Below are 26,410 nucleotides of genomic sequence, written 5' to 3'. Positions count from 1 at the left end.
TGTTCGAATGTCAACGACCGAACGCGCATCACCTTGGGCCTGATCACCCCGATCATCACTAGAGTTAAGGAAGTGTTGCACAGCGCCAGACGGTGTTAACGTAGCCTCGGGCGCTGCCGAATATTCAACCCGGTCCAACTGCCGGAAGGTCGATCCTCACTGTCGCCCTGTGTCCACCCAGCCTGGATCAGAGCGTCACGACCTTGCCTTCGGAAAGCGTGACACGGCGATCCATGCGGCCGGCAAGCTCATGGTTGTGAGTTGCAATCAATGCAGCGAGGCCGGATTGCCGAACCAACGCCTCAAGCGCCTCGAAGACATAGGAAGCGGTGGCAGGGTCCAGGTTTCCTGTCGGCTCGTCGGCCAACAGCACCAGGGGCGCATTTGCGACCGCGCGCGCGATTGCAACGCGCTGCTGCTCGCCACCAGACAATTCCGATGGCCTGTGCTGCGCGCGCTGGCCGATCTTCATATAGTCCAGCAGTTGCGCCGCACGCTCGGCGGCTTCCTTGCGCTGCAAACCTTTGATGAGTTGCGGCATCATGATGTTCTCGAGCGCCGAGAACTCGGGCAACAGATGGTGGAACTGATAGACGAAGCCCACATCGTTGCGGCGGACCGCCGTGCGCTCGTCATCGGAAAGCTTGCCGCAAGCCCTGCCCGCGAGAATCACATCGCCACCGTCCGGGCGTTCGAGCAGCCCCGCCGTATGAAGCAGCGTCGACTTGCCGGTTCCCGACGGCGCCACCAGTGCCACCATCTCGCCGCGCTTCAACGAAAAATCCGCGCCGTTCAGGATGGTGAGCCTGCGCTCGGCCTGCACATAGTGGCGCTCCACCGCCTTCAGTTCGATAATGGCGTCCGCCATCATTCGTACCTCAGCGCTTCAACCGGATCGAGCCTTGCAGCCCGCCATGCCGGAAACAGCGTCGCCAGAAACGAGAGGACGAGCGCCATCAGCACGACCGAAGCCGTTTCGCTGAAGTCCATCTTGGCCGGCAACTGACTCAGGAAATAAAGCTCGGGGTTGAACAGCACCGTGCCGGATATCCATGAGAAGAACTCACGGATGCGCTCCACGTTCAGGCAGATCACGATGCCAAGGATAACCCCGGCCAAGGTGCCGATGACCCCGATCGCCGCGCCTGTCATCAGGAAGATACGTAGGACCGCGCCGCGCGTGGCCCCCATCGTGCGCAGGATCGCGATATCGTGGCCCTTGTCCTTCACCAGCATGACGAGGCCAGAAATGATGTTGAGCGCCGCCACCAGCACGATCAGCGTCAGGATCATGAACATCACGTTGCGTTCAACCTGAAGCGCCGAAAAGAAGGTCTGGTTGCGTTGCCGCCAATCAGTCAGATAGATTTGCCGCTGCGCAGCCTCCTCGACCTTGGGTCGAAGAGCATCGACGTTGTCGGGATTGTCGACATAGATTTCGATCGTCTGCGCCCTGCCCTCCATGTTGAAATAGAGCTGCGCTTCCGAAAGCGGCATATAGACGATGGAGCTGTCATACTCCGACATGCCCACTTCGAAAATGGCCGCAACGGGATAGCCCTTCAAACGCGGCGTCGTGCCAAGCGGCGTTACGTCGCCATCGGGCGAAACGAGCGTGATGGTGTCGCCGAGCACCAGGCCAAGATTTTCCGCCATGCGGCTGCCGATAGCGACTCCTTCACCGGTGTCGAAGCCGACGATCGAGCCTTGCTTGATGTTGTTGGCAACGATTGAGACCTTGCCAAGATCCTCGCCCCTGATGCCGCGCACCAAGGCACCTGTGCCCGAACCGACATTGCCTTGCGCCAGAACCTGGCCGTCAATCAGCGGCAGTGCGTACTTCACACCGGCAACACCGTTAATGCGGTTGGCGACCTCGGCATAGTCCTCCAGCGGCATATCTATCGGCGTCACGATAAGGTGGCCGTTGACGCCAAGGATGCGGGTCAAAAGCTCGGCGCGAAAGCCGTTCATCACCGCCATGACCACGATCAGCGTCGCAACGCCAAGCATGATGCCGAGGAACGAAATCGAGGCGATGACCGAGATCACCGTTTCCTTGCGGCGCGAGCGCAAGTAGCGCCACGCAACCATGCGCTCAAAACCGGAAAACGGCCCGGCGCCATCTGGCCGCTTTGTAGTCTGGCTTCCAGAAGCCGCTGCTGTAGCAGCTTGGCTCATGCCTTTTGCCCTAGGCTGGCGAGCAATGTTTCGATGGACTTGACGTCGCGCTCGCCCGTCGAGCGGCGCTTGACCTCAACCTCCCCGGCAGCCGCTCCCCGTGGGCCTACGATGACTTGCCACGGAATACCAATGAGGTCGGCGGTGGCAAATTTGCCGCCAGCACGCTGGTCGGTATCATCGTAAAGCACATCGAGGCCTGCAGCCTGATGTGCATTGTAGAGTTGCTCGCACACCCGATCACATTCTGCATCGCCGACCTTCATGTTGATGATGACAACATCGAAGGGCGCGACGCTTTCCGGCCAGATGATGCCGTTGTCGTCATGGCTTGCCTCGATGATCGCCGCGATCAGGCGCGTAGGTCCAATGCCGTAGGAGCCCATGGAGACAAAGTGCTCCTTGCCGTCCGGGCCTTGCACCTTGGCATTCATCGGCTTGGAATACTTCTCGCCGAAATGGAAGATGTGGCCGACCTCGATACCACGCGCCGACAGCCGCTCACCTTCGGAGATCTTGTCCCACGCAGCCTCGTCATGCATCTCGTCCGTCGCCGCATAGGGCGTGGTCCAGTCGCCGACGATGCCGGCGATTTCCGCGTCATTGCCATAGTCGACATCCTCGCCCGGCACCTTCATGTCGAGATAGTCGCGCGCACAATAGACCTGGCTTTCGCCCGTCTCGGCCAGGATGATGAACTCGTGCGAAAGATCGCCGCCAATCGGGCCGGTATCGGCACGCATCGGAATCGCCTTCAGCCCCATGCGCGTGAAGGTGCGCAGGTATGACACGAACATGCGGTAGTAGGCGGCCTTTGCGCCTTCGTAGTTCAGGTCGAACGAATAGGCGTCCTTCATCAGGAATTCACGGCCGCGCATGACCCCGAAGCGCGGACGCACCTCGTCGCGGAACTTCCACTGGATATGGTAGAGGTTGAGCGGCAGGTCCTTGTACGACTTCACGTAGGAGCGGAAAATTTCCGTCACCATCTCCTCGTTGGTCGGACCGTAGAGCAACTCGCGCTCCTGCCGGTCCTTGATGCGCAGCATCTCCTTGCCATAGGCGTCGTAGCGGCCGCTCTCGCGCCACAGCTCCGCCGACTGGATGGTCGGCATCAGGATTTCCAGCGCGCCGGCCCGATCCTGCTCTTCGCGGATGATGCGGCAGACCTTGTCGAGCACCCTCTTGCCGAGGGGCAGCATTGTAAAGGAGCCCTGCCCCTGCTGGCGGATCATGCCGGCGCGCAGCATCAGCCGATGAGAGACGATCTCGGCCTCACGCGGGTTTTCCTTGAGAATGGGCAAGAAGTAGCGCGACAAACGCATGAGCTGTTCCGTGAGAGAAAAGTGCGCCACCGGAATCGGTGCGCAGCAGGCTTGTTTGCTTGGGCTTCATAGCCATTTCAAGGCCGATTGGAAACCCGCGCCCGTCAGTTGATGGATCGCGATTATGCCGCAGTCACGGCCTGACTACTCCGCAGGCATTGACCGCAGTTTTATTGTGCAATGCAGCACATTTAAGTCGGTTTATGAGCAAAATATGTAGTGACTTTCTTGCGGGCGTTGGTCTAGTGTGCCTCGATAATCGAGAGGGCGGAGCAAAATCTGCCCTCCTACGCGGTCAAAGTCTTGGGAGGATGCGATCTAGGCGCGGTTACTCGCTGCCGCCGGACAACGGAACACAGATCGGACGCGTTTATTGCAAGGCCTTGTGCCTTGCATTTTTTTTGTGCAGCCGGAAAACCAAGCTGCGGTTCAAGATCGCGTTACTTGAACTCGGGAATGATCCTGGGAATGTCGTCGATGCCGAGTTCCAGGCCTCTCGTCACGCCGTAGAACACGCCCATGATGATAGCCGTGACCAAGGTGGTCCACAAAACGGCGCGCAGCATATGCGGCCCACGCGGCGCACTCGGTACTGTGCCCAGCGTGACGTCGCCGTCATCTTGCTGCGTCTTGACCCCAAACGGCAGGATCGCAAAAAGAACCAGCCACCACAGCACAAAGAACAGCGCAGTGAACGAGATCCAGCTCATGACTGTTCCAGTTCGATCAGTGTGCCGAAGAAGTCCTTCGGGTGCAGGAACAGCACCGGCTTGCCGTGCGCGCCGATCTTCGGGTTGCCGTCGCCAAGCACGCGCGCCCCACCGGCCTTGAGCTTGTCGCGCGCAGCCAAAATGTCGTCGACTTCGTAGCAGACATGGTGCATGCCCCCGGAGGGGTTCTTGTCCAGGAAGGCGGCAATGGGCGATGCGTCGCCCAAAGGCTCCAGAAGCTCGATCTTCGTGTTGCCGACATCGATGAACACCACCGTCACGCCATGCTCCGGCAATGCCTGCGGCTCTGTCACACGGGCACCGAGCGTTTCGCGATAGGTGGCGACTGCGGCGGCCAGATCAGGCACCACGACAGCAACATGGTTCAGGCGTCCAAGCATAGCGGCTCCGCGTGGCAGCAGGGCATCAAGACAGCAGGAGAACAATGGCGAAGGCTATCGCAATTCACTTCCCTACTGCCTTACTGCCCTATTCCCTTGCCCCTTGTTCCTCACCGCGTGACGAACACCGTCACCAGCGGCTTCTTCCCCCAGGCTTCGTTTGCCGCAGCCCTTACGGCGCGACGTACGGATTCCTGGACGAGATCGAGGTCTTTTCGGCGCTGGCGGGGTATCGAGTCCACCGCGCCGATTGCCGCATCGAGCATCAGATCCTCCAGCGTCTCGCCGCTGGCATCGGTTTCGGCAACGCCGATGGCTACAAGATCGGGATCGCCTGCCAATTCATACTTGTCATCAAGCACGACATTGACAGCGACATGGCCGGCAAACGACAGCTTGCGGCGATCCTTGATACCCATCGCTTCGTCGGAACCGACCAGCCGTCCGTCCTTGTAGACGCGCCCGAATGGCACCTGGTCGATGATTGCTGCAGACCCCGGATAGAGCCGCAGCATGTCGCCATCGCGAATTTGCGCCACCTGCGCAATGCCTGACATCGCCATCAGCGAGCCTTGCGCAACCAGATGCGCCGCCTCGCCATGCACTGGCACGCCAATTTGCGGACGCACCCATTCGTACATGCGCTTCAGTTCACTACGCCGTGGATGACCTGAGACATGCACCAGAGCATCGCCGTCTTCGATGATCTTCATGCCGAGATCGATGAGGCGGTTCTTGATCTCAAGGATCGCCTTCTCGTTGCCCGGAATGGTACGGGACGAAAAGATCACCGTGTCGCCAGCCGTCAGCGAAACGGTCTTCATCTCGTCGCGCGAAAGTTTCGCAAGTGCGGCCAGCGGCTCGCCCTGGCTACCCGTGCAGATGATGACGAGGTTTGTCCGGTCGATGAAACCGTAGTCTTCTTCGGCGACGAATTCCGGCAAGCCGTCCATATAGCCAAGCTCATCGGCAACATCGATCACTCGTTTCAGTGAACGGCCAAGCACAAGGCATTTGCGGCCCGCATCACGCGCCGCGCGCGCAATGGAGATGATACGGCCGACATTCGAGGAAAAGGTCGTGATGGCGACACGGCCCTTGGCTTGCTCGATCAACGTCTTCAGGCTGGCGCCGACCTCCTGCTCCGAGGGCGAATCCCCTTCCCTCAACGCGTTGGTGGAATCGCACACCAGCGCCAGAACGCCTTTGTCGCCATAGCTGCGGAAACGGGCCTCGTCGGTCTTGGGGCCTAGCGTCGGCGCGGGGTCGATCTTCCAGTCACCGGTATGGATAACCGTTCCGGCAGGCGTCGTGATCGCCAGCGACATCGGTTCGGGAATGGAGTGCGCCACCGGAATGGCCTCGATCTCGAACGGTCCAATGGTGAATTTCTCGCCGGCTCGATAGACCGTCACCGGAATTTTCGGCGCACCCTGCTCACCCTGTCGCTTGGCCTCCAGCAGCCCGGCCGAGAACGGCGTCATCCACACCGGCGCCTTGAGGCGTGGCCAGATGTCATGCAAGGCTCCGTAGTGGTCCTCATGCGCGTGAGTGATGACGATGCCGCGCAAATTGGCGACATTCTCTTCGATGAAACGGGTATCAGGCAGGATCAGGTCGACGCCGGGATGCGACGGATCCGGAAAAGTCACGCCAACATCGACGATAAGCCACTCGCGCGCGGTCGCCGGCCCATAGCCGTACAGCGCGAAATTCATGCCGATCTCGCCGACGCCGCCAAGCGGCACGAAAACCAGTTCGGCATTTTCCGCTTGCGCCATCGTCATACCTTTCTTGAAGACAGCCCGATCACGTCTCAGGGCCACCTTGCCTCGTTGCGTCGCTTCGGCCCGGACGCTTCTTCAAACCGCCGCTGCCGACGCGACCGCACCGAAATGAACATCGCCCGCCGCGATCGTCACGACGGAACCGTTCTTATCGCGGATCACGAAACGGCAGTCCTCGTCAATGGTCTCGAAAGTGCCGCGCACCACATTACCGTCAATTCTGACAGCAACCTCGCTGCCGATCCCCGCCGCACGCTCAAGCCACCGGCGGCGTATAGCGGCAAGGCCGCGCCCGTCCCCCCATAGGCGCGCATTTTCCTGCCAGGCATCCGAAAGGGCCAGGAACAGCATTTCAGCGTCGCAATTGGCGCCCAGCGCGTTTAGCGAAGTGGCTGGATAGGGAACGTCCTGCGGATGGGCAACGACATTGACCCCGATGCCGACCGCCACCGCAAAGCGGCCGTTGTCGAGCAGCGTCGACTCCAGCAAGATGCCGGCCATCTTGGCCCCGGAGGCCAGCACATCGTTCGGCCACTTCAATTCGAAGAGGTTGCGTCCTTCGCCACTGCCGCCGTCCACGCCGATTGAAATGCGCCCCTTCGGTGCGACCGCGTCGAGCGCATCCGCAAGCGCCAGTCCCGCAACAAAGCCGAGCGTAGCCGCCAGCCTCAGTTCAAAGTCGGCGACCACCAGCAAAGTTGCCGCAAGATTGCCTTCAGGCGAAAGCCACGCCCGACCACGGCGGCCACGCCCGCTTTGCTGGTTCTTCGACACGACCCAGAGCTTGCCCGGGTCACCGGCGCGGGCGCTTTCCAATGCCTGCGCATTGGTAGAGCCGACCGTATCATACGCGTCGAGGCGATATCCCTGGGATGCCGCTGTCGGCGCGAGCGCGAAAGCCATCAGAAGAACGTCTTGGCAGCCGCCTGCGCATAGGTGCCGATCGGACCGCCAATCAGCACGTAGAACAGCACGAAGGCCCCGGATGCACCCAGCACCAGACGCAATTCGACAGGCATCGGCTCAAAGCCGCCGACCGGTTCGTCGAACCACATGATCTTGATGATCCTGAGATAGTAGAATGCGGCCACGACAGAAGACAGCACGCCGATAACCGCCAGCGCGTAGAGTTCGGCATTGATGGCTGCGAGGAACACGTACCATTTCGCCCAGAAGCCCGCGAGCGGCGGAATGCCTGCCAGCGAGAACAGAAGGATGGTGAGAATGGTCGCCATCACCGGATTGGTGCGGGAAAGCCCGGCCAGATCGCCGATCGTCTCGACCTGCCCTTCCTTGCGTCGCATGGCGATGATGAAGGCAAAGGTGCCCAGCGTCATCGCCACATAGATCAGCATATAGATGATGACGCCCCGCACGCCGGCCTCGCTGTTGGAGGCAAGCCCCACCAGCGCGAAACCCATATGACCGATCGAGGAATAGGCCATCAGGCGCTTGAAGTTGCGCTGGCCGATGGCCGCGAACGAGCCAAGCGCCATCGAAGCGATCGACACGAAAACGATGATCTGCTGCCAGTCGGCAGCCGATGGCTGGAACGCTTCCATGACAAGACGCAGGATCAGAGCCATGGTCGCCACTTTCGGTGCCACGGCAAAGAAAGCTGTCACCGGCGTCGGCGCGCCTTCGTAAACATCGGGCGTCCACATGTGGAACGGCGCTGCCGAAATCTTGAAGACCAGGCCGGCCAGAATGAAGACCAGGCCAAACAGCAAGCCGACCTGCCGTTCCGCTCCCGTAAGGGTCTGGGCGATGACATTGAAGTCGATGGAGCCGGTGTAACCGTAAACCAGCGAAATACCGTAGAGCATCATGCCCGTGCCGAGCGCGCCAAGCACGAAATACTTCAGGCCGGCCTCGCTCGAACGCAGGCTGTCGCGATTGATTGCAGCCACGATATAGAGCGCCAGCGATTGAAGCTCGAAGCTGAGATAGAGCGCGATCATGTCGTTGGCGGATGCCATCAACAGCATGCCGGTGGACGAAAGCATCACGAGTACCGGGTATTCGAAACTGTCGAACTTCTCTGCCCTTGCAAAGCCGACCGACATGATAAGCGTCACGGCGGCGCCCGCGAGCGTCAGCACCTTCATGAAACGTGCGAACGGATCGACCACGAACGAATTGCCGAACGCCTTGCCCTCGCCAACCGAGAAAAGCAGCCATGCCGCGGCTGCGGCCATCACCAGCACGGCAAGCGTGGTGACGAGCGTGCTCGAACGGCTGTTCGAATAAACGCCGATCATGAGCAGAACCATCGCGCCTACGGCAAGGATGAGTTCCGGTGTTAGCAGTGCGAGACTGGCGGAGAGTTCCGGCGTCATGGTTCGCTAAATCTCCAGTCAGTTTGCAGCCGCGGTCTGCGCGGCATTGATGGATGCAGTGACATTGGTCACCAGCGCCTTGACCGACTGCGCTGTCGCGTCGAACACCGGCGCCGGATAGACGCCGAAGAATATCGTCAGCACCACCAGCGGATAGAGGATTGCCTTTTCGCGCCCGGACAGGTCGAGCATACCTTTCAAGCTGTCCTTGGTCAGCGTACCGAACACCACTCGCCGATAAAGCCAAAGCGCATAGGCAGCCGACAGGATCACGCCTGTCGTCGCAAAGAACGCCACCCAGGTGTTGGCTTTGAAAGCACCGAGCAGCGTCAGGAATTCACCAACGAAACCGCTGGTGCCGGGCAAGCCGACATTGGCCATGGTAAAGATCAGGAAGGCCACCGCATATTTCGGCATGTTGTTGACGAGGCCGCCATAGGCATCGATCTCGCGCGTGTGCAGCCGGTCGTAGATGACGCCGACGCACAGGAATAGCGCACTGGAAACCAGGCCGTGCGACAGCATCTGGAAGATCGCACCTTGGATGCCCTCGGCATTCATCGCGAAGATGCCCATGGTCACGTAGCCCATGTGGGCGACGGAGGAATAGGCAATCAGCTTCTTCATGTCCTCCTGCATCAACGCGACCAGCGACGTGTAGATGATCGCAACGACCGACAGTGCGAACACCATCGGCGCGAACATTTCCGATGCGAGCGGGAACATTGGCAGCGAGAAGCGCAGGAAGCCGTAGCCACCCATCTTTAGCAGGATACCGGCCAGAATGACCGAACCAGCGGTCGGCGCTTCCACGTGCGCATCGGGCAGCCAGGTATGAACCGGCCACATTGGCATTTTCACCGCAAACGATGCGAAGAAGGCGAGCCATAGCCATGTCTGCATCGAAGCCGGGAACGCATGCGTCAACAGCGTCGGGATATCGGTCGTGCCCGATTGCCAGAACATCGCCATGATGGCGAGCAGCATCAGCACCGAGCCGAGCAGCGTATAAAGGAAGAACTTGAAAGAGGCATAGACGCGCCGCTTGCCGCCCCAGACGCCGATGATGATGAACATCGGGATCAGGCCGGCTTCGAAGAAGACGTAGAACAGCACGATGTCGAGCGCGCAGAAGACGCCGATCATCAGCGTCTCCAGAAGCAGGAAGGCGACCATATAGGCCTTCACGCTCTTCTGGACCGATTGCCACGAAGCCAGGATGCACAGCGGCATCAGGAAAGTCGTCAGGATGACGAACAGCATCGAAATGCCGTCCACGCCCATATGGTAGGAAATGCCCGAGTCCAGCCACTCGTGCTTCTCGACCATCTGGAACCCGGCCTGCGAGTTGTCGAAGCCGATCCACACGAACAGCGACACCACGAAGGTCACGACCGTCGTCAACAGCGTGATCGAGCGGATGTTGCGCTTGCCGTTCTCGTTGTCGTCGCCGATCAGCAAAATGAGCAGCACGCCAACCAGCGGCAGGAATGTGACCGTCGAGAGAATTGGCCAGTCGGTCATTAGAGCATCATCCAGGTGACGAGTGCAGCAACGCCGATCAGCATGGCGAAGGCATAGTGATAGAGGTAGCCGGACTGCAACTTGACGACGCGATCGGTGACATCGACCACGCGCGCCGAGATCCCGTCAGGGCCAAGCCCGTCAATGATCCTGCCGTCGCCCGTCTTCCACAGGAAGTGACCGAGCCGCTTGGCCGCACGCACGAACAGGAAGTCGTAGAGCTCGTCGAAATACCACTTGTTGAGCAGGAACGCGTAGAGCCCGCGGTGCTGTGCGGCAAGCTGCTTCGGCGTTTCCGGAGAGCGGATATAGAACTGCCACGCGAACAGAAGCCCGATGAGCATCGCGATGAAAGGCGACAGCTTCACCCACAGCGGCACGCCGTGCATGTCGTGCAAGATATGGTTATCCGGCAGCGTGAACAAAGATGCCTTCCAGAACTCGCCATAGGCTTCGCCGATGAACTGGTCGTGGAACAGGAAACCGGCCAAGAGTGCGCCAGCAGCAAGGATGAAAAGCGGCACCAGCATCACCGGCGGCGATTCATGAACGTGGTGCATCACCTCATGGCTTGCCCGCGGTTTGCCGTGGAACGTCATGAAGATCAGGCGCCATGAATAGAAGCTGGTGAAGCAGGCAGCCACGACAAGCAGAATGAAGGCGAAACCGGCGACTGCGTTATGGCCGACAAAGGCGCTTTCGATGATGGCGTCCTTGGAGAAAAAGCCCGCCGTGCCGATAACCGTTACCGGAACACCAACGCCTGTCAGCGCCAGGGTGCCAATGACCATCATCCAGTAAGTGGTTGGGATCAGCTTGCGCAGCCCGCCCATCTTGCGCATGTCCTGCTCGTCCGAAACGGCATGGATGACCGAACCCGAACCAAGGAACAAAAGCGCCTTGAAGAAAGCATGCGTGAAAAGGTGGAAGATAGCAGCGCCATAGGCGCCGACGCCCAGCGCCACGAACATGTAGCCGAGCTGCGAGCAGGTCGAATAGGCGATCACGCGCTTGATGTCGTTCTGCACCAATCCGACCGTCGCCGCAAAGAAAGCCGTGATCGCACCGACAAAGGTCACCACGAGAAGCGCCGTGTGGGAAAGCTCGAACAACGGCGACAGGCGCGCCAGCATGAAGACACCGGCCGTCACCATGGTCGCCGCGTGGATCAGCGCCGAAACCGGCGTCGGGCCTTCCATGGCGTCAGGCAGCCAGGTGTGCAGCGGCACCTGCGCCGACTTGCCCATCGCTCCCATGAAGAGAAGCAGGCACACCACGGTGATCGCCGCCTGCTTGTCGAGCGCATAGCCGAGGAAATTCAGCACCGCCTCGCCGCCCGCGGCAGCTTCCGCGCCATGTTCGGCAGGAATGAACGAGGCGGCATTGGCGAAGATCGTGCCGAGGTTCACCGAACCGAACAGCACGAACACGCCGAAGATGCCGAGCGCAAAGCCGAAATCGCCGACGCGATTGACCACAAACGCCTTGATGGCGGCAGCGTTGGCGGACGGCTTCTTGTACCAAAAACCGATCAGCAGATAGGACGCGAGGCCCACGCCTTCCCAACCGAAGAACATCTGGATCAGATTGTCGGACGTCACCAGCATGAGCATGGCGAAGGTGAACAGCGACAGATAGGCAAAGAAGCGCGGCCGGTTCGGATCGTGGTGCATGTAGCCGATCGAGTAGATATGCACGAGCGCCGACACGGTGTTGACGACGACCAACATCACCACCGTCAGCGTGTCGATCCTGAGCGCCCAGGCCGTATCGATACCGCCCGACTGGATCCAGCGCAGCACGGGAACGGTAAACACCTCGGTCTCCGAAAAACCAACCGAGAAGAACGCGACCCACGAAAGTGCCGCCGAAATCACCAGCAGCCCGGAGGTGATGTATTCCGAAGCCTTGGCGCCGAGCGACGTGCCAAACAGGCCGACGATCAAAAAGCCGATGAGGGGAAGGAAGACGATGGCTTGATACATAGCTGTTCCCGTCAACCCTTCATCATATTCACGTCTTCGACCGCGATGGAGCCGCGGTTACGGAAGAAGACCACCAGAATGGCCAACCCGATGGCCGCTTCCGCTGCCGCCACCGTCAGCACGAACAGCACGAAAACCTGTCCTACCAGATCGTTGAGCAGCGAGGAGAACGCGACCAGATTTATGTTTGCCGCAAGCAGCAGCAGTTCGATCGACATCATGATGACGATCACGTTCTTGCGGTTCAGGAAGATGCCGAACACGCCGATGGTGAACAGGATCGCCGAGAGTGTCAGGTAATGTCCGATGCCGACGCTCATGTCAGATGCCCTTCCCCGTCTCGACCTTGCGGACTTCGATGGCTTCTTCCAGCGTGCGCGCATTCTGCCGCGCAATGTTCTGGCGCTTGACGCCCTGCTTGTGGCGCAGCGTCAAAACGATCGCGCCGATCATGGCGACCAGAAGCACAAGGCCGGCCATCTGGAAGAAATGGATGTAGTCCGTGTAGAGGATGTCGCCCAACGCCGCCGTGTTGCTGCGCGTGGCAAGATCGGGAATTGGCTTCGCCGCGCCCGAACCAAGTTGCGGCGCCAGTACGTAACCGCCGGTAACGACGACCAGTTCGGCAGCCAGGATCAGTCCAACCAGTGCCCCGATCGGAGCGTATTGCAACGCGCCGCTCTTGAACTCGGCGAAATCGACGTCGAGCATCATGATGACGAACAGGAACAACACCATCACCGCGCCGACATAGACGATGAGCAGGATCATCGCCAGGAACTCGGCTCCGGCAAGCAGGAACAACCCCGCCGCATTGAAGAAGGTGAGGATGAGGAACAGCACGGAATGAACCGGATTGCGGGACGAGATGACCATGAAGGCCGACCCCACCGCGACAAAGGCGAAGAGGTAGAAGAAGATCGCCTCTAGTCCGTTAAGCATGGGTTCCCCCGGGTTTCCTTGTCCGGTCGGAGCATTGGCTCCCGCCGGCTTTCTGTGCTTCGGTCCGCCTCCGGTCCCGAAGCCGCGTGTTCCTTAAACGAGGCACCCTGCCCCGTCCATCCGTCATTCCATCTGCCCCCGCCAACGCGGCGGAAGCAGCAAAGCCTCATCGATACGGCGCGTCCATTTCCATGTTGCGCGCGATCTCGCGTTCCCAGCGGTCGCCGTTCGCCAGAAGCTTGTCCTTGTCGTAGTAGAGCTCCTCGCGCGTCTCGGTCGCGAATTCGAAATTCGGCCCCTCGACAATCGCATCCACAGGGCAGGCTTCCTGGCAAAAACCGCAATAGATGCATTTCACCATGTCGATGTCGTAGCGCACGGTGCGGCGCGTACCGTCGTTGCGGCGTGGACCGGCCTCGATGGTGATCGCTTGCGCCGGGCAGATCGCTTCGCAGAGCTTGCAGGCAATGCAGCGTTCCTCTCCGTTCGGATAACGGCGCAGCGCATGTTCGCCACGAAAGCGCGGGCTGATCGGCCCCTTTTCGTGCGGATAGTTGATCGTCTCCTTGGGCGCAAAGAACTGGCGAACACCCAGTATGTAGCCCCCAACGATATCTTTGAGCAGCAGCGACTTCGCCGCTTGGCCGAGCGCGGACATCAGGCAAACCCCGTCAGCTTGAGGAAGGCGGCCGTTGCAACGACCATGAACAGCGAGATCGGCAGGAATACCTTCCAGCCCAGCCGCATCAACTGGTCGTAGCGGAAGCGGGGCAGAACCGCCTTGGCCATCGAGAAGATGAAGAAGACGAAGCACACCTTGAGCACGAACCAGATGATGCCCGGCACCCAGTTCAGCACCGCCACGTCAACCGGCGGCAGCCAGCCGCCAAGGAACAGGATGGTGGTCAGCGCGCACATCAAAACCACGGCAACGTACTCGCCGAGGAAGAACAGCAAAAATGCCGTCGACGAATATTCGACCATGTGGCCCGCAACCAGCTCCGACTCAGCCTCGACGAGATCGAAGGGCGGGCGATTGGTTTCCGCCATTGCCGAGATGATGAAGATCACGAACATCGGAAACAGGCCGAGCCAATGCCAATCGAGGAACGAGTTGGTCAGGCCGAGGCGGGTTCCGAGACCGTCCTGCTGCGACATCACGATATCGGTGAGGTTCAGCGAACCGACGCACAAAAGCACGGTGACGATAACGAAGCCGATCGAGACTTCGTAGGAAACCATCTGCGCGGCGGAGCGCAGCGCGCCAAGGAACGGATACTTCGAATTGGAAGCCCAGCCGCCCATGATCACGCCGTAGACCTCGAGCGAGGAAATGGCGAGAACATAGAGGATGCCGACATTGATGTTGGCAATCGCCCAGCCCTCGTTGACCGGAATGACCGCCCAGGCGGTAATTGCCACGACCGCCGAAACCAGCGGGGCCAGCAGGAACACGCCCTTGTTTGCGCCCGAGGGAATGATCGGTTCCTTGAACACGAACTTGAGCAGATCGGCGAATGCCTGGAACAGGCCCCACGGACCAACCACGTTGGGGCCGCGGCGCAACTGCACCGCCGCCCAGATCTTGCGGTCGGCATAAAGAATGTAGGCCACGAAAATCAGCAGGACGACGATCAGCACGACCGACTTCAAGAGAATGATCAGCGCCGGCAGGACGTAGAAGGAGAAGAAAGTATCCATGTCCTACTCCGCCGCCTGCTTGAAGCCGCCCTTGGCGAGCGCCGAGCATTCGGCCATCACCGCGGAAGCGCGCGCAATCGGATTGGTCAGGTAGAAGTCGCGCACCGGCGAGACAAAGCCTGCCTTGTTCAGCCGGCCACCAAGCTTTGCCAGCTTGGAGACGTGATCCGTGTCGCCCTCTTCGATCCGGTCGATACGGGCAAGATGCGGATGCTCGGCATAGAGCTTGGCCCGCAACTGAGCTAGAGAATCGAAAGGCAACTTCTTGCCAAGCACGTCCGACAGCGCCCTCAGGATCGCCCAGTCCTCGCGCGCCTCGCCGGGCGCAAAGCCGGCCCGGTTCGTCTGCTGCACGCGCCCTTCGGTATTGACGTACGTGCCTGACTTCTCGGTGTAGGTCGCAGCCGGCAGGATCACATCTGCACGGTGTGCGCCCGCATCGCCATGGGTGCCGATGTAAACCACAAACCCGCTTGAGACTTTGCTCATGTCGAGTTCGTCAGCGCCAAGCAGGAACAGCACATCCGTTGCGCCGACCATCTCGGCAACGTCCTTGCCACCCTCTCCCGGCACGAAGCCGATGTCGAGCCCGCCGACCCGGGCGGCAGCGTTGTGCAACACCGCAAAACCATTCCAGTCGGGACGAACGGCATTCGCCGCCTTGGCAAGCTTGGCAGCCTGTCCGAGTATTGCCGCACCGTCGCTGCGCGCCAGAGCGCCTTGGCCCACGATGATAAGCGGCTTTTCGGCCTTCTTCAGAGCCTGGAAAAACTTGCCGTTGCCTTCTGCCAGATCCTTCAGGCTTTCCGGGCCTGCTCCCAGCGCTTCATAATCGTAGCGCAGATCGCCGAAATCGCCGATCACGCCGATCGGCAGCGGGCTCGCGCGGAAACGCTTGCGGATGCGGGCGTTGAGCACCGAGGCTTCAAAGCGCGGGTTGGCACCGACGATAAGGATCGCATCAGCATCCTCGATGCCCTCGATGGTCGGATTGAAGATATAGCTGCCGCGGCCATGCGCCGGATCGAGCGCGGCGCCATCCTGGCGGCAATCGGTATTGCTGGAGCCGAGCGAATTGATCAGTTGCTTCAGCGCATACATTTCCTCGACGGCGGCAAGATCGCCGGCGATCGCGCCAATCCTGTCGGGCGTCGTCTTGGCCACGGCCTCCTTGATCGCACCGAATGCATCGGCCCAGCTCGTCGCGGTGAGCTTGCCGTTACGGCGAACGTAAGGCCGGTCGAGCCGCTGCGTGCGCAACCCATCCCAGATGAAGCGGGTCTTGTCCGAAATCCATTCCTCGTTCACCGGCTCGTTGACACGCGGCAGGATGCGCATCACTTCCCGGCCGCGTGAATCGACACGGATAGCCGAGCCGACTGCATCCATCACGTCGATGGACTCGGTCTTGGTCAGTTCCCACGGCCGAGCCTGGAAAGCGTAGGGCCGCGCAGTCAGCGCGCCGACCGGGCAAAGATCGATGACATTGCCCTGCAGCTCCGAAGTCATCGCCTGCTCGAGATAGGTCGTAATTTCGGCATCCTCACCGCGACCGATCAGGCCGAGCTCGGAAATACCCGCCACCTCGGTGGTGAAACGCACACAGCGCGTGCAATGGATGCAACGGGTCATGATCGTCTTGACCAGCGGCCCGATATACTTGTCCTCGACCGCGCGCTTGTTCTCGTGGAAGCGCGAGGAATCCATGCCGAAAGCCATGGCCTGATCCTGCAGGTCGCACTCGCCGCCCTGGTCGCAGATCGGGCAATCGAGCGGATGGTTGATGAGCAGGAATTCCATCACCCCTTCGCGGGCCTTCTTCACCATTGGCGTATTGGTGAAGATTTCAGGCGCTTCGCCATTTGGGCCGGGCCGCAAGTCACGCACGCCCATGGCGCACGAAGCCTGCGGCTTCGGCGGGCCGCCCTTCACCTCGATAAGGCACATGCGGCAGTTGCCTGCGATCGACAACCGCTCATGGAAGCAGAAGCGCGGCACTTCCGCACCCGCCTCTTCCGCCGCCTGCAGCAGCGTATAGTGGTCGGGTACTGTAATTTCTTTCCCGTCGACCTTCAGCTTTGCCATGTCGCCTCGAACCCTGTCGGCTTATGCCGCTATTCCCGTCGCGGGCGCGTGTCAGCGCCCAACCCTTATCGCTATTTCCCAGCCGACAACGCGGTCGCCTGCCCTACCCAGTCGTCGCGTCCTATGCGTCCCCGAAATCCCAGCATGTCGTCCACCCAGGCAATTTCCTCCGGGCTCCAGGCAGCTACCTGCCCGTAGGTCCAGATACCCAGTCCATTGAGCACTTGCTCCAGCTTGGGTCCTATGCCTGAAATCGCCTTTAAATCATCCGGGCTCGCCGGCTTTTCCAAAGCCGCCGGCTTACGAAAATCCTCAGGCATGATCTCGCCCGCAGCCGATGCTTCGACAGCCACAGCCGCATTTGCCGGTTGCGCGGCAGTCTTGCCGGCGTCGGCATCAACCTCGGTCACTTCCTTGGCCAACGACTGCGCCTCGGCAATCAATGTCCTTGCAGCCGCTCGCGCCCGGCTCGCCGGTGCATTTTTTGATTGCGCAGGCGCCAGCGCGTCGCGCGCTTTACGCTCGTCCGTCAAAGGCTGCATCAATCGCTGCGAAGCCTCGGCCGCACCGGTCAGCGCACCGACCCACATGCCGAACGCCTGGCTGGCTAGGCCAACGCCAAGCGCCGACAGCGCGGCAGCGCCGGCGGCCGGATGCGCGAAAAGGTTGATGGCGCTCGCCACCTCTTTCGGCATCATCTTGGTCAAGTCCTGGTTCATCTTCTCAAGTTCGTTCAAATGGTCTTGCAAATGGTCGGGTATGGGAAACATCGACATTTCAGTTCTCCTGTGTCGTTCCGTTCCGTCTACCTTCGTCGCGTTTCCTCATTTTCGGGCTTTGCCCGCACTTTCGAATTGGTCTTACTCAGCCGCCGCGAACACAGGCTGCACCTGATGCGCGTTGCGGGTAAACTCGTCGATACGCCGCTCGATCTCCGGGCGGAAATTGCGGATCAGGCCCTGCACCGGCCATGCAGCCGCATCGCCCAACGCACAGATGGTGTGACCCTCGATCTGCTTGGTAACGTCCAGCAGCATGTCGATTTCGCGCTTCTGCGCCTGTCCGCGCACCAGCCGCTCCATCACCCGCCACATCCAGCCGGTGCCCTCGCGGCACGGCGTGCACTGACCGCAGCTTTCGTGCTTGAAGAAGTAAGAGAGACGCGCGATTGCCTTCACGATATCGGTCGACTTGTCCATGACGATCACGGCGGCCGTACCGAACGAGGACTTCTTCTCACGCATGCCGTCGAAGTCCATGATCGCATCGCCCATGTCCTCGCCCCGAATGACCGGGCATGAAGCGCCGCCGGGGATAACCGCCAGCAGATTGTCCCAGCCGCCGCGAATGCCGCCGCCATGCGTCTCGACCAGTTCGCGGAACGTGATGCCCATGGTCTCTTCGACCGTGCAGGGTGTATTCACATGGCCAACCAGCATGAACAACTTGGTGCCGACATTGTTCGGCCGGCCCATTGATGAGAACCACGCCGCGCCGCGACGCAGGATCGTCGGTGCAACCGCGATCGACTCGACGTTGTTGACCGTGGTCGGGCAGCCATAGAGGCCGACATTGGCCGGGAACGGCGGCTTCAGGCGTGGCTGGCCCTTCTTGCCTTCGAGGCTTTCGAGCAGCGCCGTTTCCTCGCCGCAGATGTAAGCGCCCGCGCCGTGATGGACGTAGACTTCGAAGTCGTAGCCGTTCTTGTTGTTCTTGCCGATCAGCTTGGCGTCATAGGCTTCGTCGATAGCTCGCTGCAGCGCCTCGCGTTCACGGATGAATTCGCCACGCACGTAGATGTAGGCCGCAATCGCGCCCATGGCGAAGCCGGCAAGCAGCGCGCCCTCGACCAGCGTATGCGGGTCATGACGCAGGATATCGCGGTCCTTGCAGGTACCAGGCTCTGACTCGTCCGCATTGATGACAAGATAGCTCGGACGCCCGTCGCTCTGCTTGGGCATGAACGACCATTTGAGGCCGGTCGGGAAGCCCGCGCCGCCGCGTCCACGCAGGCCCGACGCCTTCATCTCGTTGATGATCCAGTCGCGGCCCTTGTCGATGATATCCTTGGTGCCGTCCCACGCGCCGCGCGACATAGCGCCTTGCAGCGAACGGTCGAACCGGCCGTAGATATTGGTGAATATGCGGTCCTTGTCCTGAAGCATCGTTCGTCCCTCAGACCGGCTTCTTGCCGAAAACGCGGATGTATTCGGCAACGCCACCCTTGGCGAGCGCCTTGGCCTGCTTCACCCAGTCCTCGCGCTCGACGCGACCGTGGAAATTGAGATAGCCGTCCACCCAGTCGCGCTCGGCCTTCTTCCACGATGCGACTTGCGCGAACGTGAAGATGCCGAGTTCATGCAGGATCTTCTCGTTTTTCGGACCCACGCCGGAAATCAGCTTCAGATCGTCGACCGCTGCCGGGCGCGCTATGCCTGCCGGGCGGCTCTTGTCCTCAAGCGATGGCTTAGCCTGAACTGCCTCAGCCTTCTTCGCAGCAGGCTTCGCTGCCGCCTTGGCCTTGGCCGGTGCCTTCGGCGCGGGAGCCGAGACACTCGCGGCCTTCTCGGCAACAGGCGCGGCTGCCGCTGGTTCCTTGGGCGCCTTTGCGGCAGCCTTGGCCTCGCGATCGCGGGTTGTCTTCAACACAGCCTTCTCATCCGCGAGCGCGCTGAAGCCTGACAAAGGCGCGGACCGGAAGCGGCCGTTTTGCGGACCGGTGGGCACCGAAGCGCCTTTGCCGGCCTCGAATGCGTCGATGATCTCGCCCAAACGCTCCGGCGTCAGGTCCTCGTAAGTATCCTTGAAAACCATCACCATCGGCGCGTTGACGCAGGCACCGAGGCATTCCACCTCTTCCCACGACAACGTGCCATCTTCGTTGGTATGGAACTGGTCGTGATGGATCTTCGAGCGGCACACATCCATCAGTTCTTCTGCGCCGCGCAGCATGCACGGCGTCGTGCCGCACACCTGGATATGGGCGCGCGTGCCAACCGGATTGAGCTGGTATTGGGTATAGAAAGTCGCGACTTCCAAGCCACGGATATACGGCATTTCGAGCATGTCGCAGACCGTCTCGATGGCCGCCTTGGTCACCCAGCCTTCCTGCTCCTGCGCCAGCATCAAAAGCGGAATGATCGCCGATTGCTGGCGACCCTTCGGATACTTCTTGATCCACTGCTTGGCCACGGTCGTGTTTGCCCGGTTGAAGGCGAAACTGGCGGGCTGGACTTCGGCGGCGGCTAGTCTGCGAACTGTCATTTTCTGATCCTGGCTCCCGCTTCAGTGCACCAGCGTTGCCGCTTCGAGGAGCTGCAGCCAAAATGGGCTTCTGCTTGCGATCATGTTGTAGCCTGTGCGCTCGACGGCGTTCGCGTTGTCAACGCGCCCGCTTCTGGCGTCGATCACGATGTGGTCCGCCGTTGCAGCCTTCATCTGTCGACCTCGCCAAAGACGATGTCGAGGGAACCCAGAATGGCGGTGACGTCGGCGAGCATATGGCCGCGGCACAGGAAATCCATTGCCTGCAGATGCGCAAAGCCGGGCGCGCGCAGCTTGCAGCGGTACGGCTTGTTGGAGCCGTCCGAAACGAGATAGACGCCGAACTCGCCTTTCGGCGCTTCGACGGCCGCATAGACCTCACCGGCCGGAACCTTGTAGCCCTCGGTGTAAAGCTTGAAGTGATGGATCAGCGCTTCCATCGAGCGCTTCATCTCGCCACGCTTGGGCGGCACCACCTTGCCGTCGAGATTGGAAACAGGGCCTGTCGCTTCCTTGCCGAGCAAAAGATCGATGCACTGCCGCATGATCCGGGCCGACTGGCGCATTTCTTCCATACGGATCAGATAACGGTCGTAGCAGTCGCCGTTCTTGCCGATCGGAATGTCGAACTCGAGTTCGGAATAGCACTCGTAGGGCTGAGACTTGCGCAGGTCCCAGGCCGCACCCGAACCGCGCACCATCACGCCCGAAAAGCCCCATGCCCAGGCGTCCTCCAGCGACACCACGCCGATATCGGCATTGCGCTGCTTGAAGATGCGGTTGGGAGTCAAAAGCGCGTCGAGATCATCGACCGATTTCAGGAACGGATCGATCCATTTGCCAATGTCCTCGATCAGCTTCTGCGGCAGGTCCTGATGCACGCCGCCCGGCCGGAAATAGGCCGCGTGCATGCGCGAGCCCGAGGCACGTTCGTAAAACACCATCAGCTTTTCGCGCTCGACGAAACCCCACAGCGGAGGTGTCAGCGCACCGACGTCCATGGCCTGTGTCGTCACATTCAAGATGTGCGACATGATGCGGCCCATTTCGGAATAGAGCACGCGGATCAGTTGCCCGCGCTTCGGCACTTCAATGCCCAGAAGGCGCTCGGCGGCAAGCGCGAACGCATGCTCCTGGTTCATCGGCGCGCAATAGTCGAGCCGGTCGAGATAAGGCACCGCCTGCAAATACGTCTTGTGCTCGATCAGCTTTTCGGTGCCGCGATGCAAAAGCCCGATATGCGGATCGACCCGGTCCACCACCTCGCCGTCCAGTTCCAGCACAAGGCGCAAAACGCCGTGCGCAGCCGGATGCTGCGGGCCGAAGTTGATATTGAAGTTGCGTACCGAGGTTTCAGCCATGCCCCGTGCCTCAGTTCGTCTTCGCCTTCTCGTCTCCGGGCAGCACGTAGTCCGTGCCTTCCCAAGGCGAGAGAAAATCGAAATTGCGGAATTCCTGCTTCAGTTCCACAGGCTCGTAGATGACGCGCTTGGCCTCGTCGTCGTAGCGAACCTCGACAAATCCGGTCAGCGGGAAATCCTTGCGCAGCGGATGGCCCTCGAAACCGTAGTCGGTCAGCAGGCGGCGCAAGTCCGGATGGCCGGAAAACAGCACGCCGTAAAGATCGTAGGTCTCACGCTCATACCAGTCCGCACCCGGATAGACGTCGGTGATCGACGGAACCAGCGTATCCTCGCTCGCCTCGACCCTGACGCGGATGCGCAAATTCTGCTTCGGCGACAACAGGTGATAGACGACATCGAAGCGCTTTGCGCGGGCCGGATAGTCCGCCCCGCTGACGTCGATGATCGACACGAACTGGCACTTCGCGTCGTCGCGCAGGAAGCGCACGACATCGACGATATCGCCGGCCTTCACCGTGATGCTCAGCTCGCCATAAGCAACGACGCTTTCCAGAATATCGGCGTCGAGCTTGTCGTTGAGATATGCGGCAAGATCGTTGAGGCGTTCACTCATTGTCGATCACCGCTCGATCGTGCCGGTACGGCGTATCTTCTTCTGCAACAGAAGAAGGCCATACATCAAAGCTTCCGCGCTGGGCGGGCAGCCGGGCACATAGATGTCCACCGGAACGATGCGGTCGCAACCGCGCACCACGGAATAGGAATAGTGGTAGTAGCCGCCGCCATTGGCGCACGAGCCCATCGAGATGACGTAGCGCGGCTCCGGCATCTGGTCGTAGACCTTGCGCAGCGCCGGCGCCATCTTGTTGGTCAGCGTGCCGGCGACGATCATCACGTCCGACTGGCGCGGAGACGCGCGCGGCGCGATGCCGAAACGCTCACTGTCATAGCGCGGCATGGCGGAGTGGATCATTTCCACGGCGCAGCACGCCAAGCCGAAGGTCATGTACATCAGCGAGCCGGTGCGCGCCCACGTGATCAGCGCCTCGGTAGACGTGACGAGAAAACCCTTGTCGGCGAGCTCATCATTGATGCCGACGAAGAAAGGATCGTCAGACCCGATAGGCTTTCCAGTCCTCGGGTCGAGAATGCCTTTGGGCTGCGGCGCAACCAGCGTGCCGGAACTGTCGCTCAATCCCATTCGAGCGCCCCTTTCTTCCACTCATAGGCAAAGCCGATGGTCAGCACGGCTAGGAACACCATCATCGACCAGAAGCCGAGCATGCCGATCTCCCCGAAGGAAACCGCCCACGGAAACAGGAAGGCCACTTCGAGATCGAAGATGATGAACAGGATGGACACCAGATAAAAACGCACGTCGAATTTCATGCGCGCGTCATCGAACGAATTGAACCCGCACTCGTAAGCTGAAAGCTTTTCCGGATCTGGATTGCGATACGCCACCAGGAACGGTGCTATGATCAGGGCCAGTCCCACGACCAGCGCCACGCCGATGAAAATCACGATCGGCAGATACGAACTCAGCAATGCGTTCATGCTGCGACTTTCCGTTAGCGGCTACCCCGCCTGAAGCTATAGCAGCAGGCCATGATACGGAAGCGCGACAGTTAATCGCTGAACCGCTTGCCGGTCCCATGCTGCAACGCGGCGAGGGTTAGCGCAGCCGGTTGCCCGAAGCAAGTCAAACCTTGGCCAAAAGATGGCGCTCGCACGCTTATGAAGCAAAACTGGTCATTCCAGCTCTTGTTTGATTTCCTTCACTTTTTACTCCACTTTTACTCCTGACAGTATTGTGGCGATTTCGCTGCTAGCATGGGCGGAATCAACTTCCCGCACCGCACGGCCAGCATCGACGAAAAAGGCGCATGAAAGAGACGTTTTCTCTCGCACAGGCACGACGCATCACGCTGGCTGCACAAGGCTTTGGCCTACCCCGCCCGGTCGGCCCTGTCGACCGCAGGCACTTGACCAGAACCCTGTCGCGCACCGGCCTGCTGCAGATCGATTCCGTCAGCGCCGTGGTGCGCGCGCATTACATGCCGCTTTACTCAAGGTTAGGCTCATACCCATTTTCCCTGCTCGACAATGCCACCCAGTCGCGCAAGCGGCTGCTGTTCGAATATTGGGCGCATGAGGCGTCCCTGCTGCCCGTCGAGACTTATCCCCTGATGCGCTGGCGCATGCAGCGCGCCGAGCGCGGCGACGACATATATGGCGCGCTGGCGAAGTTCGGCCGCGAGCGCGCCGACTATATTGAAGGTATCTACCGCGAGGTCGCCGCTCGTGGCCCGATTGCCGCATCCGATCTCGAAGGCCAGAAGGGTTCCGGCGGCTGGTGGGGCTGGAGCGAAGCCAAGCATGCCTTCGAATGGCTGTTCTGGGCTGGCCGCATCACCACCGCCTATCGGCGCGGCTTCGAGCGCCTCTATGATTTACCCGAGCGCGTATTGCCGCCGGCAATCCTGAACATGCCTACTCCATCGCCTGCCGATGCGCACCGCGAACTGTTGCGCATTTCCGCACGAGCCCACGGCATCGCCACCGCCGGTTGCCTGCGCGACTACTTCCGCCTCTCCCCGGCCGATATCAAGGGCCGCATCGAGGAACTCGTTGAAGAAGGCGATCTGATCCCCGTCCGTATCGAGAGCTGGGCAAGGCCGGCCTATCTCCACAAGGATGCACGCCTGCCGCGCAGGGTCGAGGCACGTGCCCTGCTTGCGCCTTTCGATCCACTGGTCTTCGAACGCACCCGCACCGAAAGCCTGTTCGGTTTCCGCTATCGTATCGAAATCTACACACCGGCGGAAAAGCGGCAGTACGGCTACTACGTCCTGCCCTTCCTGCTCGGTGATAGGATCGTGGCGCGCATCGACCTTAAAGCCGACCGTCCGGCAGGCGTCTTGCGTGTTCATGCCGCCTATGCTGAACCGGGCGCGCCGCCCGAGACGGCATCCGAACTGTTCAAGGAATTGCAGCTCATGCAGGGCTGGCTTGGCCTCGACCGGATCGAGGTCACGCCTGCTGGCGATCTCGGCCCGTCGCTCGCCGCTATCAAAGCGTCGTAACCACGCGTTGACACGCCCACCTCCTCAAGCCTAAATCCGCCACAGACGGTCTCCTCTCCAAAAGAGGGGAGCTAAGAGGGAATGCGGTGCGAGGCTTTACGACCTCAAATCCGCGGCTGTCCCCGCAACTGTAAGCGACGAGCCAAGCCGGACACCACTGGGCAGAGCCCCGGGAAGGCGGCAGCAAGGCAACGACCCGCGAGCCAGGAGACCTGCCGTCTGCAGAAAAGAATCCGACCGCCTGGCGGGTGTCCCGGGCAAGGAGCACGCTTTGGATTGCGACGGCAATTTTTCAGGTGAATCAGATGGCCGCGCCGCGGTTACGGTTGTGGTCTGCACATCGTGCCGTGACGAGACCGGTGCCGACTCTCACCCCCGCGCCGGTGAGTTGCTTGCTGAAAGCGCACGCACCGCAGCCACTGGCCGAAATGTCCATATCCGCACCGTCGAATGCCTCGGCAATTGCAAGCGCCGCCTGAGCGCCTCAATCCTGCGCGCCGGCGGTTGGAGCTACGTCTTCGGCGATCTCGCGCCGACAAGCGGCGCCGATCTCGTCGAGGGTGCCGAACTTTTCGCCGCCAGCCCCGATGAGCTCATGCCGTGGCGCGGCCGCCCAGATTGCCTCAAGCGTGGCCTCGTCGCCCGTATCCCTCCCCTCCATTTGTTGAAGGACTGACTATGACCGCCACAGCTACGCGCGTTCCCTGCACCGTCGTCACCGGCTTTCTCGGCGCGGGCAAGACCACGCTGATCCGGCACCTGCTTGAGCATGCCAAAGGCAAGCGCCTCGCCCTTATCGTGAACGAATTCGGCGACATCGGCGTGGACGGCGAAATCCTCAAGGGCTGCGGCATCGATACCTGCCCCGAGGAAAACATCGTCGAACTGGCCAATGGCTGCATCTGCTGCACCGTTGCCGACGACTTCGTTCCGGCGCTCGACCAGATCCTTTCGCGCACACCCAAGGTCGATCATATCCTGATCGAGACGTCCGGCCTCGCTTTGCCGAAGCCGCTCGTCCAGGCCTTCCAGTGGCCAACGGTCAAGAGCCGGGTCACCGTGGACGGTGTCATCGCCGTGGTCGACGGTCCAGCCCTTGCCGCCGGCCAAGTCGCCTCGGACATGGACGCTCTCGCAGCCCAGCGCGCCAGCGACGACTCCCTCGACCACGACGACCCCGTCGAAGAAGTTTTCGAAGATCAGGTCGCCTGCGCCGATCTCATCATTCTCTCCAAGGGCGACTTGATGGACGCCGCCGGTTCCGCCCGCGCCAACGCCATCATCAATGAGCACATCACGCCCGCCGTGAAGGTCGTGCCGTCCGTACAGGGCAAGGTCGATCCGTCGGTTCTTCTCGGTCTCGGCCTCGCCGTCGAGGAAGACATCGAGAACCGCAAGTCGCATCACGACGGCATGGGCGACCACGAACACGACGACTTCGACACCTTCATCGTCGATGTCCCCTCGATTTCAGATCCGGAAGATCTGGCCCGGCGCGTCGCGACTGCAGCGGAAGAAGAAAACGTCCTTCGCGTGAAGGGGTTCATCGATGTCAGCGGCAAGCCGATGCGGCTGCTTGTTCAGGCCGTCGGCCCGCGCGTCAACCACTACTATGACCGCGCCTGGACCCCTGCCGACCAACGCCGCTCGCAGCTCGTCGTCATCGGTTTGAAAGGACTGGATCGCCCGGCCATCGAAAAGATCCTGATAGGATAA

26 protein-coding genes and 1 riboswitch are annotated in these 26,410 nt (G+C 60.8%); of the genes, 3 read left to right on the top strand and 23 right to left on the bottom strand.

All coding sequences use genetic code 11. From position 1 onward, the window contains the following. Positions 1 to 187 precede the first annotated feature (187 nt). From ACODTY_RS08115 to ACODTY_RS08005, 23 genes are all read right to left on the bottom strand, one after another. Entirely contained in the window at positions 188 to 868 is a 681-nt protein-coding gene (locus ACODTY_RS08115) for an ABC transporter ATP-binding protein (RefSeq protein ID WP_488993781.1), read from the bottom strand. Continuing rightward, positions 868 to 2,181 carry a lipoprotein-releasing ABC transporter permease subunit gene (locus ACODTY_RS08110; RefSeq protein WP_488993780.1) on the bottom strand — a complete coding sequence of 438 codons (1,314 nt, stop codon included), beginning with the start codon at positions 2,179 to 2,181 and terminating at the stop codon, positions 868 to 870. Before ACODTY_RS08110 ends, ACODTY_RS08115 begins: the two co-directional genes overlap by 1 nt. After that, on the bottom strand, positions 2,178 to 3,506 hold the full coding sequence (gene proS / locus ACODTY_RS08105; RefSeq protein ID WP_488993779.1) for a proline--tRNA ligase: 1,329 nt from the start codon (positions 3,504 to 3,506) through the stop codon (positions 2,178 to 2,180). Before proS ends, ACODTY_RS08110 begins: the two co-directional genes overlap by 4 nt. A gap of 440 nt (positions 3,507 to 3,946) precedes the next feature. After that, positions 3,947 to 4,216 carry a DUF1467 family protein gene (locus ACODTY_RS08100; RefSeq protein WP_488993778.1) on the bottom strand — a complete coding sequence of 90 codons (270 nt, stop codon included), beginning with the start codon at positions 4,214 to 4,216 and terminating at the stop codon, positions 3,947 to 3,949. Then, complete coding sequence (gene mce / locus ACODTY_RS08095) at positions 4,213 to 4,617, bottom strand: methylmalonyl-CoA epimerase (protein WP_488993777.1); 405 nt, start codon at positions 4,615 to 4,617, stop codon at positions 4,213 to 4,215. Before mce ends, ACODTY_RS08100 begins: the two co-directional genes overlap by 4 nt. A gap of 110 nt (positions 4,618 to 4,727) precedes the next feature. Continuing rightward, positions 4,728 to 6,398 carry a ribonuclease J gene (locus ACODTY_RS08090; protein ID WP_488993776.1) on the bottom strand — a complete coding sequence of 557 codons (1,671 nt, stop codon included), beginning with the start codon at positions 6,396 to 6,398 and terminating at the stop codon, positions 4,728 to 4,730. A gap of 81 nt (positions 6,399 to 6,479) precedes the next feature. Next, a complete protein-coding gene (locus ACODTY_RS08085; protein ID WP_488993775.1) occupies positions 6,480 to 7,307 on the bottom strand; it encodes a biotin--[acetyl-CoA-carboxylase] ligase in 828 nt (275 codons plus the stop codon). Beyond that, on the bottom strand, positions 7,307 to 8,743 hold the full coding sequence (gene nuoN, locus ACODTY_RS08080) for an NADH-quinone oxidoreductase subunit NuoN (RefSeq protein ID WP_488993774.1): 1,437 nt from the start codon (positions 8,741 to 8,743) through the stop codon (positions 7,307 to 7,309). The genes ACODTY_RS08085 and nuoN overlap by 1 nt, the downstream gene beginning before the upstream one ends. An 18-nt stretch (positions 8,744 to 8,761) precedes the next feature. Further along, entirely contained in the window at positions 8,762 to 10,267 is a 1,506-nt protein-coding gene (locus ACODTY_RS08075; protein WP_488993773.1) for an NADH-quinone oxidoreductase subunit M, read from the bottom strand. After that, positions 10,267 to 12,252 carry an NADH-quinone oxidoreductase subunit L gene (nuoL, locus tag ACODTY_RS08070; protein WP_488993772.1) on the bottom strand — a complete coding sequence of 662 codons (1,986 nt, stop codon included), beginning with the start codon at positions 12,250 to 12,252 and terminating at the stop codon, positions 10,267 to 10,269. The genes ACODTY_RS08075 and nuoL overlap by 1 nt, the downstream gene beginning before the upstream one ends. An 11-nt stretch (positions 12,253 to 12,263) precedes the next feature. Continuing rightward, positions 12,264 to 12,572, bottom strand: a complete 309-nt coding sequence (gene nuoK, locus ACODTY_RS08065) for an NADH-quinone oxidoreductase subunit NuoK (protein ID WP_056106704.1) — start codon at positions 12,570 to 12,572, stop codon at positions 12,264 to 12,266. A 1-nt stretch (position 12,573) separates the two neighbouring features. Continuing rightward, positions 12,574 to 13,194 carry an NADH-quinone oxidoreductase subunit J gene (locus ACODTY_RS08060; RefSeq protein ID WP_488993771.1) on the bottom strand — a complete coding sequence of 207 codons (621 nt, stop codon included), beginning with the start codon at positions 13,192 to 13,194 and terminating at the stop codon, positions 12,574 to 12,576. A gap of 166 nt (positions 13,195 to 13,360) precedes the next feature. Beyond that, a complete protein-coding gene (gene nuoI / locus ACODTY_RS08055) occupies positions 13,361 to 13,852 on the bottom strand; it encodes an NADH-quinone oxidoreductase subunit NuoI (RefSeq protein WP_488993770.1) in 492 nt (163 codons plus the stop codon). Further along, positions 13,852 to 14,895 (bottom strand): NADH-quinone oxidoreductase subunit NuoH, encoded by a 1,044-nt coding sequence (gene nuoH / locus ACODTY_RS08050; protein ID WP_488993769.1) that lies wholly within the window; start codon positions 14,893 to 14,895, stop codon positions 13,852 to 13,854. Before nuoH ends, nuoI begins: the two co-directional genes overlap by 1 nt. A gap of 3 nt (positions 14,896 to 14,898) precedes the next feature. Beyond that, positions 14,899 to 16,980 carry an NADH-quinone oxidoreductase subunit NuoG gene (gene nuoG / locus ACODTY_RS08045; RefSeq protein ID WP_488993768.1) on the bottom strand — a complete coding sequence of 694 codons (2,082 nt, stop codon included), beginning with the start codon at positions 16,978 to 16,980 and terminating at the stop codon, positions 14,899 to 14,901. 71 nt (positions 16,981 to 17,051) lie between these two features. Further along, the gene (locus tag ACODTY_RS08040; RefSeq protein WP_488993767.1) at positions 17,052 to 17,756 is read right to left on the bottom strand and encodes an NADH-quinone oxidoreductase subunit E; all 705 of its coding nucleotides are present in this window, start codon (positions 17,754 to 17,756) and stop codon (positions 17,052 to 17,054) included. Between the two features lie 84 nt (positions 17,757 to 17,840). Beyond that, the gene (gene nuoF / locus ACODTY_RS08035) at positions 17,841 to 19,145 is read right to left on the bottom strand and encodes an NADH-quinone oxidoreductase subunit NuoF (protein ID WP_488993766.1); all 1,305 of its coding nucleotides are present in this window, start codon (positions 19,143 to 19,145) and stop codon (positions 17,841 to 17,843) included. A 10-nt stretch (positions 19,146 to 19,155) separates the two neighbouring features. After that, positions 19,156 to 20,244: an NADH-quinone oxidoreductase subunit NuoE gene (gene nuoE / locus ACODTY_RS08030; RefSeq protein WP_488993765.1), complete on the bottom strand. Its 1,089-nt coding sequence runs from the start codon at positions 20,242 to 20,244 to the stop codon at positions 19,156 to 19,158. A gap of 21 nt (positions 20,245 to 20,265) precedes the next feature. Continuing rightward, complete coding sequence (locus ACODTY_RS08025; protein ID WP_488993764.1) at positions 20,266 to 20,418, bottom strand: hypothetical protein; 153 nt, start codon at positions 20,416 to 20,418, stop codon at positions 20,266 to 20,268. Next, positions 20,415 to 21,605, bottom strand: a complete 1,191-nt coding sequence (locus ACODTY_RS08020) for an NADH-quinone oxidoreductase subunit D (RefSeq protein WP_488993763.1) — start codon at positions 21,603 to 21,605, stop codon at positions 20,415 to 20,417. Before ACODTY_RS08020 ends, ACODTY_RS08025 begins: the two co-directional genes overlap by 4 nt. A 10-nt stretch (positions 21,606 to 21,615) precedes the next feature. Further along, entirely contained in the window at positions 21,616 to 22,221 is a 606-nt protein-coding gene (locus ACODTY_RS08015) for an NADH-quinone oxidoreductase subunit C (RefSeq protein WP_488993762.1), read from the bottom strand. A gap of 6 nt (positions 22,222 to 22,227) precedes the next feature. Then, positions 22,228 to 22,809: a NuoB/complex I 20 kDa subunit family protein gene (locus tag ACODTY_RS08010; protein ID WP_488993761.1), complete on the bottom strand. Its 582-nt coding sequence runs from the start codon at positions 22,807 to 22,809 to the stop codon at positions 22,228 to 22,230. Beyond that, the gene (locus ACODTY_RS08005; protein ID WP_488993760.1) at positions 22,800 to 23,165 is read right to left on the bottom strand and encodes an NADH-quinone oxidoreductase subunit A; all 366 of its coding nucleotides are present in this window, start codon (positions 23,163 to 23,165) and stop codon (positions 22,800 to 22,802) included. The genes ACODTY_RS08010 and ACODTY_RS08005 overlap by 10 nt, the downstream gene beginning before the upstream one ends. 329 nt (positions 23,166 to 23,494) lie before the next feature. On the opposite strand from ACODTY_RS08005, the gene ACODTY_RS08000 reads away from it, so the two are divergent. From ACODTY_RS08000 to cobW, 3 genes are all read left to right on the top strand, one after another. Continuing rightward, a complete protein-coding gene (locus ACODTY_RS08000) occupies positions 23,495 to 24,694 on the top strand; it encodes a winged helix-turn-helix domain-containing protein (RefSeq protein ID WP_488993759.1) in 1,200 nt (399 codons plus the stop codon). 29 nt (positions 24,695 to 24,723) lie between these two features. After that, a riboswitch (cobalamin riboswitch) is annotated at positions 24,724 to 24,928 on the top strand. A 37-nt stretch (positions 24,929 to 24,965) separates the two neighbouring features. After that, positions 24,966 to 25,370, top strand: coding sequence for a DUF1636 family protein (locus ACODTY_RS07995; protein ID WP_488993758.1), 405 nt, complete (start codon positions 24,966 to 24,968; stop codon positions 25,368 to 25,370). 2 nt (positions 25,371 to 25,372) lie between these two features. Continuing rightward, positions 25,373 to 26,410, top strand: a complete 1,038-nt coding sequence (cobW, locus tag ACODTY_RS07990) for a cobalamin biosynthesis protein CobW (RefSeq protein WP_488993757.1) — start codon at positions 25,373 to 25,375, stop codon at positions 26,408 to 26,410.

The sequence above is a fragment of the Mesorhizobium sp. FG116 genome, from assembly GCF_057809835.1.
This window is presented reverse-complemented; position numbering and strand designations above follow the sequence as displayed.